Source organism: Amycolatopsis sp. NPDC104863, from assembly GCF_055582965.1.
On the sequence record NZ_JBVJOW010000006.1, the window covers coordinates 217,328 to 230,178 of the forward strand.

At 71.4% G+C, this 12,851-nt stretch carries 16 protein-coding genes; 7 read left to right on the forward strand and 9 right to left on the reverse strand.

The window, feature by feature from the left end:
- Positions 1-18 precede the first annotated feature (18 nt).
- The 7 genes from ACZ63J_RS31700 to ACZ63J_RS31730 all read right to left on the reverse strand — a co-directional run bounded on the left by ACZ63J_RS31700 (position 19) and on the right by ACZ63J_RS31730 (position 5,722).
- Positions 19-756, reverse strand: a complete 738-nt coding sequence (locus ACZ63J_RS31700; RefSeq protein ID WP_465399512.1) for a sirohydrochlorin chelatase — start codon at positions 754-756, stop codon at positions 19-21.
- Positions 753-2,015 carry a sulfate adenylyltransferase subunit 1 gene (locus ACZ63J_RS31705; protein WP_465399513.1) on the reverse strand — a complete coding sequence of 421 codons (1,263 nt, stop codon included), beginning with the start codon at positions 2,013-2,015 and terminating at the stop codon, positions 753-755. Before ACZ63J_RS31705 ends, ACZ63J_RS31700 begins: the two co-directional genes overlap by 4 nt.
- Complete coding sequence (cysD, locus tag ACZ63J_RS31710) at positions 2,015-2,935, reverse strand: sulfate adenylyltransferase subunit CysD (RefSeq protein WP_465399514.1); 921 nt, start codon at positions 2,933-2,935, stop codon at positions 2,015-2,017. The genes ACZ63J_RS31705 and cysD overlap by 1 nt, the downstream gene beginning before the upstream one ends.
- 12 nt (positions 2,936-2,947) lie before the next feature.
- A complete protein-coding gene (locus ACZ63J_RS31715) occupies positions 2,948-3,643 on the reverse strand; it encodes a phosphoadenylyl-sulfate reductase (RefSeq protein WP_465399515.1) in 696 nt (231 codons plus the stop codon).
- Positions 3,640-3,795, reverse strand: a complete 156-nt coding sequence (locus tag ACZ63J_RS31720) for an Insertion element protein (RefSeq protein WP_155545716.1) — start codon at positions 3,793-3,795, stop codon at positions 3,640-3,642. The genes ACZ63J_RS31715 and ACZ63J_RS31720 overlap by 4 nt, the downstream gene beginning before the upstream one ends.
- Positions 3,792-5,480, reverse strand: coding sequence for a nitrite/sulfite reductase (locus ACZ63J_RS31725; RefSeq protein WP_465399516.1), 1,689 nt, complete (start codon positions 5,478-5,480; stop codon positions 3,792-3,794). The genes ACZ63J_RS31720 and ACZ63J_RS31725 overlap by 4 nt, the downstream gene beginning before the upstream one ends.
- Before the next feature lie 107 nt (positions 5,481-5,587).
- Entirely contained in the window at positions 5,588-5,722 is a 135-nt protein-coding gene (locus ACZ63J_RS31730) for a putative leader peptide (protein ID WP_465334853.1), read from the reverse strand.
- A 116-nt stretch (positions 5,723-5,838) separates the two neighbouring features.
- Between ACZ63J_RS31730 and ACZ63J_RS31735 the strand changes: the two genes are divergently transcribed.
- The 3 genes from ACZ63J_RS31735 (at position 5,839) to ACZ63J_RS31745 (ending at position 8,469) form a co-directional block, all read left to right on the forward strand.
- Positions 5,839-6,255 carry a VOC family protein gene (locus tag ACZ63J_RS31735; protein ID WP_465334855.1) on the forward strand — a complete coding sequence of 139 codons (417 nt, stop codon included), beginning with the start codon at positions 5,839-5,841 and terminating at the stop codon, positions 6,253-6,255.
- 14 nt (positions 6,256-6,269) lie between these two features.
- The gene (gene hemW / locus ACZ63J_RS31740) at positions 6,270-7,487 is read left to right on the forward strand and encodes a radical SAM family heme chaperone HemW (RefSeq protein WP_465399517.1); all 1,218 of its coding nucleotides are present in this window, start codon (positions 6,270-6,272) and stop codon (positions 7,485-7,487) included.
- A 61-nt stretch (positions 7,488-7,548) separates the two neighbouring features.
- The gene (locus ACZ63J_RS31745) at positions 7,549-8,469 is read left to right on the forward strand and encodes an NADP-dependent oxidoreductase (RefSeq protein ID WP_465399518.1); all 921 of its coding nucleotides are present in this window, start codon (positions 7,549-7,551) and stop codon (positions 8,467-8,469) included.
- On the opposite strand, the gene ACZ63J_RS31750 is transcribed toward ACZ63J_RS31745, so the two are convergent.
- Complete coding sequence (locus tag ACZ63J_RS31750) at positions 8,466-9,170, reverse strand: TetR/AcrR family transcriptional regulator (RefSeq protein WP_465399519.1); 705 nt, start codon at positions 9,168-9,170, stop codon at positions 8,466-8,468. The two genes, ACZ63J_RS31745 and ACZ63J_RS31750, sit on opposite strands and share 4 nt — an antisense overlap.
- A gap of 84 nt (positions 9,171-9,254) precedes the next feature.
- On the opposite strand from ACZ63J_RS31750, the gene ACZ63J_RS31755 reads away from it, so the two are divergent.
- The 4 genes from ACZ63J_RS31755 (at position 9,255) to ACZ63J_RS31770 (ending at position 12,120) form a co-directional block, all read left to right on the forward strand.
- Positions 9,255-9,671, forward strand: coding sequence for an SgcJ/EcaC family oxidoreductase (locus ACZ63J_RS31755; protein ID WP_465399520.1), 417 nt, complete (start codon positions 9,255-9,257; stop codon positions 9,669-9,671).
- A 92-nt stretch (positions 9,672-9,763) separates the two neighbouring features.
- On the forward strand, positions 9,764-10,003 hold the full coding sequence (locus ACZ63J_RS31760) for a hypothetical protein (protein WP_465334861.1): 240 nt from the start codon (positions 9,764-9,766) through the stop codon (positions 10,001-10,003).
- Positions 10,004-10,068: 65 nt separating this feature from the next.
- Positions 10,069-10,881 (forward strand): siderophore-interacting protein, encoded by an 813-nt coding sequence (locus tag ACZ63J_RS31765; RefSeq protein WP_465399521.1) that lies wholly within the window; start codon positions 10,069-10,071, stop codon positions 10,879-10,881.
- A 9-nt stretch (positions 10,882-10,890) separates the two neighbouring features.
- A complete protein-coding gene (locus ACZ63J_RS31770) occupies positions 10,891-12,120 on the forward strand; it encodes a serine hydrolase domain-containing protein (protein WP_465334865.1) in 1,230 nt (409 codons plus the stop codon).
- A 95-nt stretch (positions 12,121-12,215) separates the two neighbouring features.
- Here ACZ63J_RS31770 and ACZ63J_RS31775 read toward each other — a convergent pair whose 3' ends face one another.
- On the reverse strand, positions 12,216-12,806 hold the full coding sequence (locus tag ACZ63J_RS31775) for a GNAT family N-acetyltransferase (RefSeq protein ID WP_465399523.1): 591 nt from the start codon (positions 12,804-12,806) through the stop codon (positions 12,216-12,218).
- Positions 12,807-12,851: the final 45 nt, after the last annotated feature.

Below are 12,851 nucleotides of genomic sequence, written 5' to 3' on the forward strand. Positions count from 1 at the left end.
CATGGCACGGACCGCCGGTCAGGCGTACTGGCGGAGCAACCCGCTCGTCGCCGTGGCGTAGCGGCTGATGACAACGTCGGCGACGCGCGGATCGTCGGCCAGCGGCTCCGCGACGAATGCGCGCGGGTCGGCCTCGCGGGCCAGCCGGGCGATCCGGTCCGGCAGCAACCCCGGCGCCAGGAACCACGACGCCACCACGAGGTGCCGCACGCCCCGGTCTCGCAACCGGGCCGCCGCCGTCGGGATGTCCGGCTGGGTCGCCGACGCGAACGCCTCGCTCACCGGCACACCCAACCGCGACTCCCACCGCGAAGCCAGCGAAGCGACCACCGCGTTCGCCGAAGCGTTGGACGAGCCGACCGCGCTCAGCAGCACGCCCGTCCCACGACGGCGAGGCGCGGCGGCCAGCCGGTCCAGGGCCACCGCCTCCAGGGCCGGGTCCGCGCCCAGCACGTCCGACACCTCGACGCGGAAACCCGGGCACTCGGCGACGACCTGCTCGATCAACGCCGGCAGGTCGACACGGGCGTGGAACGCGCTGCCCAGCAGCACGGGCACCACGACCGCCGTCCGGTGGCCGGCCGCGTGCACCGACCGCAGCACGTCCGTGAGCCGGGGTTCCGACAGGTCCAAAAAGGACTCGTGCACCGCAAGCCCGGGCGCCCGCGCGCGCACGACGTCGACGAGCGCCCGCACGGTCGCGGCCGAGCGGGGGTCGCGGCTGCCGTGCGCGACGGCGACCAGGGGAGGCGTCACGAGAAGCGCTCACCGACCAGGCCCGCGGCGAGCGTGTCGCCGTCCTTCGGGTCGATCACCAGGAACGCGCCGGTGCGCGGGCTGACGCCGTAGTCGTCGACGCTCAGCTCTTCGGCCAGCGTCAGCGTCACCAGCCCGATGTCGTTCAGCTCCAACGCGGCCGGAGCATCCACACTGGACAGCTTCTGCTCGTCGAACCGCGCGTGCAGCTCGCCGGCCAGCGCCTGGACCGTGCGGGCGCCGTGCTTGACGAGCACCCGCGCCCCGGGCTTCAGCGGCTTCGACGACAGCCAGCACAGCGTGCCGGTGATCTCGGCGGTCACCCGCGGTGGCGCGTCCGCGGCGGCGATCAGGTCACCGCGGGAGATGTCGATGTCGTCGGTGAGCAGCAGCGTCACCGACGTCCCGGCGCCGGCCTCGGCCAGCGGGCCGTCGGCGGTGTCGATCTGCTCGACGCGGCTGCGGATGCCTTGCGGCAGCACGACGATCTCGTCACCCGGGCGCACCGTGCCCGCCGCGATCTGGCCCGCGTAACCGCGGTAGTCCGGGTACTCGGGCGTGCGCGGGCGGATCACGTACTGCACCGGGAAGCGCAGCGCCTGGTCGTGCGGGTCCGGCGCGACCGGCACCTCTTCGAGGTGCTCCAGCAGGCTCGGCCCGGCGTACCACGGCGTCCGCTCCGACCGCGTCGCGACGTTGTCGCCCTCCAGCGCCGACACCGGGATCGCGAGCACCGAACCGCGCTCGTAGCCCAGCGATTCGGCGTGCGTGGCGAACTCCTCGGCGATCACGGTGAACGTCGCCTCGTCGTAGCCGACCAGGTCGATCTTGTTCACCGCCAGCACCAGCTGCGGCACGCCGAGCAGCGCCAGCACGGCCGCGTGCCGCCGGGTCTGCTCGATGACGCCCTTGCGCGCGTCGACCAGCAGCACGGCCAGCTGCGCGGTGGACGCGCCGGTCACCGTGTTGCGCGTGTACTGCACGTGCCCCGGGGTGTCGGCCAGCACGAACGACCGCTTCGGCGTCGCGAAGTAGCGGTACGCGACGTCGATGGTGATGCCCTGCTCGCGTTCCGAGCGCAGGCCGTCGACGAGCAGGGACAGGTCCGGAGTGGACAGTCCCTTGTCGACGGACGCGCGGGTGACCGCGTCCAGCTGGTCCGCGAGCACCGACTTGGTGTCGTACAGCAGCCGCCCGACCAGGGTGGACTTGCCGTCGTCGACGCTCCCGGCCGTGGCCAGGCGAAGCAGCGAGCTCATCAGAAGTACCCCTCACGCTTGCGGTCTTCCATGGCTGCCTCGGACATCCGGTCGTCGGCGCGGGTCGCGCCGCGCTCGGTCAGCCGGGACGCCGACACCTCGGCGATGACCTCTTCGACGGTGGCCGCGGTGGATTCGATCGCGCCGGTGCACGAGCCGTCGCCGACGGTCCGGTAGCGCACGGTCCGCTCGGTGACCTCTTCGCCCGGCCGCGGGCCGCCCCACGGGCCTTCGGCCAGCCACATGCCGTCGCGCAGGTACACCTCGCGCTGGTGCGCGTAGTAGATCGACGGCAGCTCGACCTTCTCGCGGGCGATGTAGTTCCAGACGTCGGCCTCGGTCCAGTTGGACAGCGGGAAGACGCGGACCTGCTCGCCCGGGCGGTGCCGGCCGTTGTAGAGGTTCCACAGCTCGGGCCGCTGCCGCCGCGGCTCCCACTGGCCGAAGGCGTTGCGGAGGCTGAAGATCCGCTCCTTCGCCCGGGCGCGCTCCTCGTCCCGGCGGCCGCCGCCGAACACCGCGTCGAACTTGTTCTCCGAGATGGTGTCGAGCAACGGCGTGGTCTGCAGCGGGTTCCGCATGCCGTCGGCGCGCTCCTCGAGCCGCCCGTCGTCGATCCAGTCCTGGACCTTCGCGACGACCAGGCGCAGCCCGTGCCGCTCGACGACGCGGTCGCGGAACTCGATGACCTCGTCGAAGTTGTGCCCGGTGTCGACGTGCAGCAGCGGGAACGGCACCGGCGCCGGCCAGAACGCCTTGATCGCCAGGTGCAGCAGCAGCGTCGAGTCCTTGCCGCCGGAGAAGAGGATCACCGGGCGGTCGAACTCGCCGGCCACCTCACGGAAGATGTGGATGGCTTCGGATTCGAGCGCGGCCAGGTTGTCCTGTGCCGCGTCAGTCGCGGGCTCCAAGGTCGTCATGCGTCCCTTCCCTCAGCCGTGCAGTCCGCACTCGGTCTTGCTCTGCCCGGCCCAGCGGCCGCTGCGCGGGTCCTGGCCCGGCTCCACGCGAGCCGTGCAGGGCGCACAGCCGATCGACAGGTACCCGATCGAGACCAGCGGGTTCTCCAGGATCGAGTGCTCCTGGATGTAGCCGTTGAACTCGTCGTCGGTCCACGCCGCGATCGGGTTGATCTTCACCAGCCCGTTGCGGTCGTCCCAGGTGACGATCGGGGTGTTCGCGCGGGTCGGCGCGTCGACGCGGCGGACGCCGGTCACCCACGCCGAGTAGTTCGCCAGGGTCTTGCGCAGCGGCACGACCTTGCGCAGGTTGCAGCACAGCGTCGCGTCCCGGTCGTGCAGCTTCGCGCCGTACTCGGCGTCCTGCTCGGCGACGCTCTGCTCGGCCTGGGCGTTGACGATGCGCACGTCCGGGTAGACGGCCTGCACCGCGTCGCGGGTGCCGATCGTCTCGGGGAAGTGGTACCCGGTCTCCAGGAACAGGACGTCCACATCGGACTTCACCTTCGTGGCGAGGTCGATGAGCACGGCGTCCTGCATGTTGGACGCGACGATGAAGTCGTCGCCGAACGTCTCGGTCGTCCAGCGCAGCGCTTCTTCCGCGGTGGCCTCGGCGAGCTCCTTCGAGGCACGCTCGGCGAGGGTCTTGTAGTCGGCTGTGGCGGTCATCGGGACACCTCCGGGAGGGACAGTCCGAGGAACTTCACCGAGAAGACCCGGCGACAGGCGGAACACAGCCAGCCGCCGTTCTCTTCCGGCCGCAGGTCTTCGTCGCCGCAGTACGGGCAGTGGTACGGCACCGCGCGTTCGGTGGAAGTCACTGCAGGGCGCTCTCTTCGGCCCGTGCGGCCCACTGCGGGAACCGCTCGCCGGGTTCGCGCCCGGCCACGTAGTTGCGCACGACGCGTTCGACGTACCCGGTCAGCTCGCCCGAGGTCACCTTGTGGCCGCGCAGCTTCCGGCCGAACCCGGCGTCGAGGCCCAGGCCGCCGCCGAGGTGCACCTGGAAGCCTTCGACCTGGTTGCCCTCGCCGTCGGTGACGATCTGGCCCTTCAGCCCGATGTCCGCGGTCTGGATCCGCGCGCAGGAGTTGGGGCAGCCGTTGAGGTGCACGCTCACCGGCGTGTCGAGGTCCGCCTGGATGTCCGCGAGGGACTTCTCGAGGTCGGCGACGAGCTGGTGCGCGCGGGCCTTCGTCTCGACGATGGCGAGCTTGCAGAACTCCAGCCCGGTGCAGGCCATCACCCCGCGCCGCCACGGCGACGGCTTGGTCTCGAGGCCGATTTCGCTCAGCTCGGCCTCGAGCGCGGGGACCTGCGCTTCGGGGACGTCGAGCACCACGAGCTTCTGCTGCGGGGTGAGCCGCACCCGGTTCGACCCGGCCCGCTCGGCGGCCTTCGCGACCGCGACGAGCGTGGCGCCGGAGGAGCGGCCGGCGATCGGCGCCGCGCCGACGTAGAACTTGCCGTCGACCTGCGGGTGCACGCCGACGTGGTCGATCGGCTGGGCGGGCTGCCCGGGCGCCGGGCCGTCGATCAGCTCGCGCTTGAGGTACTCGTCCTGCAGCACCTGGCGGAACTTCTCCGCGCCCCAGTCCTTGACCAGGAACTTGATCCGGGCGCGCGAGCGCAGCCGCCGGTAGCCGTAGTCCCGGAAGATCGAGATGACGCCTTCCCAGACGTCGGGGACCTCGTCGCGCGACACCCAGGCGCCGAGGCGCTGCCCGAGCATCGGGTTGGTGGACAGGCCGCCGCCGACCCAGAGGTCGAAGCCGGGCCCGTGCTCGGGGTGGTTGACCCCGACGAACGCGATGTCGTGGATCTCGTGCGCGACGTCGGACTGGCCGGAGATCGCGGTCTTGAACTTGCGCGGCAGGTTCGCGTACTCCGGCTTGCCGATGTAGCGGCGCTTGATCTCGTCGATCGCCGGGGTGCCGTCGATCACCTCGTCGGCGGCGATGCCCGCGACCGGCGAGCCGAGGATGACCCGCGGGCTGTCGCCGCAGGCCTCCATCGTGGTCATGCCGGCGTTCTCGAGCTTCGCCCAGATCTTCGGGACGTCTTCGATCCGGATCCAGTGGTACTGGATGTTCTGCCGGTCGGTGATGTCGGCGGTGTCGCGCGCGTAGTCCTGCGAGATCTCGCCGAGCGCGGTGAGCTGGCCGGTGGTCAGCGCGCCGCCGTCGAGCCGGACCCGCAGCATGAAGTAGCGGTCGTCGAGCTCTTCGGGCTCCAGCGTCGCGGTGCGGCCGCCGTCGATGCCCGGCTTGCGCTGGGTGTAGAGGCCGAACCAGCGGAACCGGCCGCGCAGGTCGCCCGGGTCGATCGCGTCGAAGCCGCGGTGGGCGTAGATGTTCTCGATCCGCGCCCGCACGTTGAGCGGGTGGTCGTCCTTCTTGGACCGCTCGTTCGGGTTCAGCGGCTCCCGGTATCCGAGCGCCCACTGCCCTTCGCCGCGCTTCTGCTTGACGCGCGCGGGGCGGGCGGGGGTCTGGGGCGTGGCCATGGCGGCGTCCTCCGAGAGGCTCTTCGTGGCGGCGGAGGGCCACCGGCTCGCGGGGGCTTCTCCAGCGCCGGCTGTCCAGATTTCGTGGCAGGTGGTGGCGACGGCAGTCAGCGAACGGGTGCGCAGAGGGCGCTGGCGACCCGCAGGAGGTCGACGTGGCGGCGGGCCACGAGGAGAACACCGGCATGAGTCACAGCGTCAGCGTGCCACGCGTCCACAATGTGGTCCAGGGCTGACCGCATGCTGGGAGAAGCGTCACCTGCCTGCGAGAACGGTGTCAACCGCCGCCCTTGCGCAGTTCAAACCACTACGTCTAAAGTACTACAAGCTCAGTGGTTCGGAGGAAGGAATCCAGGGGATGCAGGTCAAGGGTTTCGGGGCGGGGTACCTGGTCGACGACGTCGCCGCGACCACCCGCTTCTACGCGGACGTCGTCGGGCTGCCGGTCACGGTCGAGCTCGACTGGTTCGCGAGCATCAACGCCGGGGCGCCCGGCTACGAGATCAGCTTCGTCCAGCGCGGCCACGAGTCGGTCCCGCCGGCCTACCGCGCGAGCGAGACGGCCGGGCTGATGTTCGGGCTGGTGGTCGACGACGCCGCGGCGGAGGCGAAGCGGCTGGTGGACGCGGGGGTCGAGCTCGTCACCCCGGTCGTCGACGAGGTCTACGGGCAGCGGCACTTCTACTTCGCCGACCCCAACGGCGTCCTGCTCGACGTCATCGAGATGATCGCGCCGGACCCGGACTGGGCGGCGGCGAACCTCCCGGCGTCGTAGGGGACAATCCGGGGGTGCCCGTACTGCGTTCCGACCCCGCCACCTCGATCGATCCGGCCTTGCCGGAAAGCGCGCTGAAGGGGCTCGGCAGCAGAGCGTTCGGGGTCTACGTGCACGTCCCGTTCTGCGCGACACGCTGCGGTTACTGCGACTTCAACACCTACACCGCGGGAGAGCTCGACTCGGGCTCGTCGCCGCAGTCCTGGCTCGACGGGCTGCGGCGCGAGCTGGAGCTCGCCGCGAAGGTCCTGGTCGTGCCGCCCGCCGCCGACACCGTGTTCGTCGGCGGCGGCACCCCGTCGCTGCTCGGCGCCGACGGCCTGCGCTCGGTGCTCGACGCCGTCCGCGACGTCTTCGGGCTCGCCCCGGGCGCCGAGGTGACCACGGAGTCGAACCCCGAGTCGACGTCGTCGGAGTTCTTCGCCGGGATCCGGGACGCGGGGTACACGCGCGTGTCGCTCGGCATGCAGTCGGCCGCGCAGCACGTGCTGAAGATCCTCGACCGCGTGCACACGCCGGGCCGGCCGGGCAAGGCCGCCGCCGAGGCCCGCGCGGCCGGGTTCGAGCACGTGAACCTCGACGTGATCTACGGCACGCCCGGCGAGCGCCCCGACGACCTGCTCGCGACGCTCGACGCCGTGCTGGCCGCGGGGGTCGACCACGTGTCGGCGTACGCGCTGATCGTCGAGGAGGGCACGGCGCTGGCCCGCCGCGTGCGCCGCGGCGAGCTGCCCGCGCCGGACGACGACGTGCTGGCCGCGGACTACGAGATGATCGACGCGACGCTGTCCGCGGCCGGGCTGCGCTGGTACGAGGTGTCGAACTGGGCGGCGTCCGACGCGGCCCGCTGCCGGCACAACCTCGGCTACTGGCGCGGCGACGACTGGTGGGGCGCCGGGCCGGGCGCGCACAGCCACGTCGGCGGCGTGCGCTGGTGGAACGTCAAGCACCCCGCGCGCTACACCTCGTTGCTCGCCGCCGGTGAATCGCCCGCGGGCGGGCGTGAGGTGCTCACCGAAGACGACCAGCACCTCGAGCGGATCATGCTCGAACTCCGCGTCGCCGAAGGGCTTCCGCTCGACGTGCTCGACGAGCCCGGGCTGGTCGAAGCGCGGGCGGCCGCGGCCGAAGGCCTGCTCGACCCGTCCGCTTTGGACTCCCGGGGCCGCGCGGTGCTCACCGACCGCGGACGGCTCCTCGCGGACGGCGTCGTCCGCCGCCTGGCCGGCTGACGGGATTAAAACCGGGGACCCGGTCGTTGCTTGTATTCAGCAACGACTTAGAGGAGGGCCCATGGCGCGCGCGATCAGGTTCGACGAGTACGGCGACGTGGACGTCCTGCGGGTCGCGGAGGTGCCGCGGCCGGCGCCGGGCCCCGGGCAGGTGCTCGTCGAGGTGCGCGCCGCCGGGATCAACCCCGGCGAGGCCGCCATCCGCCAGGGGTTCCTGCACGAGCGCTTCCCGGCGACGTTCCCGTCCGGCCAGGGCAGCGACTTCGCCGGCGTGGTCGCCGAGCTCGGCGACGGCGTCGAGGAGATCCAGGTGGGCGACGAGGTCATCGGCTTCGTCGAGACGCGGGCGAGCCACGCGGACTTCGTCGTGGCCGAGGCGGAGAACCTGACCCCGCGCCCGGACGGCGTCGAGTGGGAGGTCGCCGGATCGCTGTTCGTCGCCGGGACCACCGCGTACGCCGCGGTGCGCGCGGTCTGCCCGCGCGAGGGCGAGACCATCGTCGTGTCGGGCGCCGCGGGCGGCGTCGGATCCCTGGTGGTGCAGCTGGCGAAGCTGTCCGGCGCCACGGTGATCGGCCTCGCCGGGGAAGCGAACCACGACTGGCTGCGCGAGTTCGACGTGCTCCCGGTGACCTACGGCGACGGTGTGCTGGAGCGGATCCGGGCCATCGCGCCCGACGGGGTGCACGCGTTCATCGACACCTTCGGCTCCGGGTACGTGGAACTGGCCCTGCACCTGGGCATCCACCCCGGGCGTATCAACACGGTCATCGACTTCGCGGCGGCCCAGAAGTACAACGTGAAGACCGAGGGCAACGCCGCGGCGTCGTCGGCCGAAGTGCTGCGCGAGCTGAGCCTGCTGGCGGCCAAGGGGCTGCTGGAGGTGCCGGTCGCCGCCGTCTACCCGCTCGCCGACGTGCGGGACGCCTACCGTGAGCTGGAGAAGCGGCACACGCGCGGCAAGATCGTGCTGCGTCCCTAGTTCTTCGCCGCGAGGACTTTCAGGCCGGCCAGGTACGTCTCGAGGGCGAACTCGAGGCGTTCCTGCGCCGTCTCGGCGGAGAAGAACTCGCCGATGTGCAGCATGTTCGGGAAGGCTTCGGGCGGCAGCGACCGCATGTAGGCCACCATCTGCTCGCCGCGTTTCGCCGTCTCGGCCTCGTCGATGTCGCCCCAGGTCCAGCCGCTCGCTTCGTAGGCGTACGCCTTGGCGTACAACGACAACGCGTCACCCGCGAAGGTCGCCTGCCGGAGCGTCAGGCCGCCCGCGCGCAGCAGGGCCAGCATCGCCTCGCCCTGACGCAGCGAGCTGGGCGTGACCGGCACCGCGATGTCCCACGCGACGCGGGCGATGCCGGGGTGGGCGACCATCACCCGGATCTGGTCGCGGACCAGCTCCTTCACCTGCTCGTCCCAGCGCGCCGGGTCCGGGTCCGGCAGCGCGGCTTCGGCGAGCACGGCGTCGAGCATCAGCTCCGCCAGCTCGTCCTTGTTGGCCACGTGCGCGTAGAGCGACGCGGGCCCCGTCTCCAGCTCCTGGGCGACCCGTCGCATGGTCACCGCCTCGAGCCCCTCCTCGGCGAGGATCCCCAGCGCCGTCTTCACGATCAGGTCCTGGGAGAGCGCGGGCTTCGCGGCACGACGACGAGGGGCGCTGCGCCACGGCGGTGGGGGAACGGTCACACGAACACTGTACTTGACGCGAACGCCGTTCGTAAGTAGAACTGTGTTCGTCGAACGAACGCCGTTCGCGAAAGGGGACTTCTCATGACCACGACCACCGCCGAAGCCGACGTCCGCGCCGTGCTGGGCCGGCTCACCGACGCGTGGAACGCCGCCGACGCCACCGCGTACGGGCGGCTCTTCACCGAAGACGCGGACTACATCACCTTCTTCGGGATGAACTTCCCGGGCCGGGACGCGATCGAAAGCTCGCACCGCGCCCTGTTCGAAGGGCCGCTCAAGGGCTCGAAGCTGACCGGGCAGCTCGGCGTCACGGCGAAGGTGCGGTTCGTCCGCCCGGACGTCGCGGTCGTCGTGGTGGGCGGCGGCTCTTCGCTCGACGGCTCCGACACGGCCGACGAAGGCCGGGAATCCACGGTCAGCTTCGTGCTCGTCGAGGAGGACGGCGAGTGGCTGATCACGGCGTTCCAGAACACGCGCGTCTCGGATCCGCGCGGGTGAAAACGCTTGCGGAGGCCTCGGGGGTCGTCGCACGGCCGCCGGCGGAGGTGTTCGACGCGGTGCGGCGCCGGGTGACCGGGGGTGGTCACCCGATGAAGACGGAAGTGGATCCCGAGCGCGGGTTCGTCGCGGTGCAGGGTGGCTGGTGGTACCGCGGCGAATACCGCGTCACGCCGGATCCCGCGGGCGCCCGGGTGGAGCACCGGGTCGTCAACGCGGCTTCGTGGTGGCGCTGGGGAGTGCCGCTGGCGAACCGGTTCTTCGTCGGGTTCCGGGCGAAGACGGCTGCCGGTTTTGCCCGGATGCTGGAAGAACTGGGTTCGGGCGGGTAGGCGTCGGCCGTCCGGGGCGCGTAGGGTGACTTAGGCAAGCCTTAGTACGAGCGAGGAGTTGGCCGATGGCCGAAGCACCCCGGCGGTCCGGACGGCCCGCGGTGAAACTGCGAGTGCTGCGCACCGAGCGGCTCACCCCGCACATGCTCCGGATCGTCGCGGGCGGGGAGGGCATCGCCGACTTCACCCCCAACGCGTTCACCGACGCCTACGTGAAGGTGCTGTTCAAGGTCCCGGGGGTCGAGTATCCGGAGCCGTTCGACGTCCAGGAGTGCCGGGCCACGCTGCCGCGGGAGCACTGGCCGCGGATGCGCTCCTACACCGTCCGGGCGTTCGACCCGCAGGCCGGCGAGCTCGTCTTCGACTTCGTGCACCACGGTGACGAAGGCATCGCCGGCCCGTGGGCCGCCGCGGCCCAGCCGGGTGACGAGCTGCTGCTCTCCGGTCCCGGCGGGGCGTATGCGCCGGGTTCCGAGGCGGACTGGCACCTGCTGGCCGGCGACGAAAGCGCGTTGCCCGCGATCGCGGCGTCGCTCGAAGCGCTCCCGGCCGGCGCCGTGGCCCACGCCGTGATCCTGGTCGAGGACTCGGCGGAGGAGCAGGAACTGCTCACGAAGGCGGACGCGCAGATCACGTGGCTGCACCGCTCCGCCGGGGACGACATCGCCGAGGCGGTCCGGGCGCTGCCGTGGCGGGACGGCGTCGTGCAGGCGTTCGTGCACGGCGAAGCGGGCTTCGTGCGCGACCTGCGCCGGTACCTGCTCGACGAGCGCGGGGTGCGGCGCGAGCTGCTGTCCATTTCGGGCTACTGGCGGCTGGGGAAGAACGACGAAGCCTGGCGCGAGGAGAAAGCGGCCGAGCGGGCGCGCGAGAAGTAACCTCGCGGCATGGCAGAACTCAAGGTGGACGTCGACCCGGCCGAAGCCGGGTTCGACGCGGCGCGGCTTTCGCGGCTGGACACGCATTTCGACCGGTACGTCGAGGATGGACGGTTGCCGGGCTGGCTCGCGGTGGTGAGCAGGCACGGCCGGATCGTGCACGTGGGCAGCGGCGGCCACCGCGACGTCGAAGCCGGGGCGCCGGTGGAGACCGACACGCTGTGGCGCATCTTCTCGATGACCAAGCCGGTCACCTCGGTCGCGGCGATGATCCTCGCCGAAGAGGGCCTGCTGGAGCTGGACGACCCGATCTCGCGGTGGCTGCCGGAGTTCGCTTCGCCGCAGGTGTTCGTGAAGGGGTCTTCGCTCAGGCCGCTGACCGAGCCCGCCACGTCGCCGATCCGGGTGTGGCACCTGCTGACGCACACGGCGGGCCTGACGTACGGCTTCCACCACGGCCACCCGGTGGACGCGATGTACCGCGCGGCAGGCTTCGAGTGGGGCACGCCGCCGGGCCTGGACCTGGCCGCGTGCTCCGAACAGTGGGCGAAGCTGCCGCTGCTGTTCCAGCCTGGGAGCGAATGGAACTACTCGATCGCGTCGGACGTGCTCGGCCGGCTGGTCGAGGTGGTGTCCGGGCTGCCGTTGGACGAGTTCTTCGCGACGCGCATCTTCACGCCGTTGGGCATGACGGACACGGGCTTCTGGACGTCTGCCCCGGACCGCCTGGCGGCGTTGTACATCCCGGACCCCGCGACGGGGCGCGCGACCCGGAACGAGGCGTTCGGAAGCTTGGGCAAGTCCCGCCCGGACTGCTTGTCCGGAGGTGGCGGCCTGGTGTCGTCAGCGGCGGACTACTGGCGGTTCACGGAGATGCTGCTGCGCGGCGGAGCTCTCGACGACGTCCGCCTGCTGTCCCCGCGGACGGTGTCGTTGATGGCCAGCAACCACTTGCCGGGCCACGTCGATCTGGAGTCCTTCGGGCGCCCGCTGTTCGCGGAGATGCCGTTCGACGGGCACGGGTTCGGCCTCGGGTTTTCGGTGTTGGAGGACCCGGTGAAGGCCCGGACGCTGTCGTCGGCGGGGGAGTTCGCGTGGGGTGGGGCGGCTTCTACCGCGTTTTGGGTGGATCCGGATGAGGATCTGACCGTGGGGTTTTATACGCAGCTGTTGCCTTCGAGTACTTATCGGCTGCGGTCGCAGCTGAGGCAGCTGGTTTACCAGGCGCTGGTGGACTGAGCGGCGTCGGCGCCGCGGTGAGATACCTCGTCGCGGCGCCGCGTCCGGCCTCCAGTCGCCGCCCCGCTCTCGCGACTATTGGTTCTCGAGGCCCGTCATGGACTCCGCTCGAAAAACGAAAACCCCGAAGCCCGCCTCACCTGTTCCGCGGCGACATGCGCCGGCGCGGCGGGGTGGTCGGCCAACCTGACCTCGGCCTCCGCCACTCCCTCCGCGATCACCTTGCGCCCGCGGGCGAAGTCCAGCAGTTCCGACACCGGCCGGTTGTCCGCCGAAAACACCGCCGTGAACCGGTCGAACCCCCTCTCCAACGCCGCCAGCCCCAGCATGTGCAGCATTGCCGATGCCAACCCCACCCGGCGCCACGCCGGGGCCACCGCCACCGCTATCTCCGCCACCCTTCGGCCCGTTGCCTCGTAACGCGCTATCGCCACGCCCGGGCCTTCCTCGCTGCGGGCCACTAGGGCGAACCGGCGCTCGTAGTCCAGGACCGTCAGGCGCTCCAGCAGCCTGGGCGTCACCCGGGGCGCCGTGCCGCAGAAGCGGCGGCGCAGCGTCTCCGGGTCGGCCGTGCGGATCGCTTCGCCCAGCTCCGGCGCGTCCTGCGGGGTGAGGGGGCGGACCCGCACGCGGCGGCCGTCGCGGAGGAGGAGCGTTCGGTCGAATCCCGGCGGCGGCTGCGTCACCGGGTCACCCTAGCGGCTGCCCTTTCGGGCAGGGCGGACTTCCGC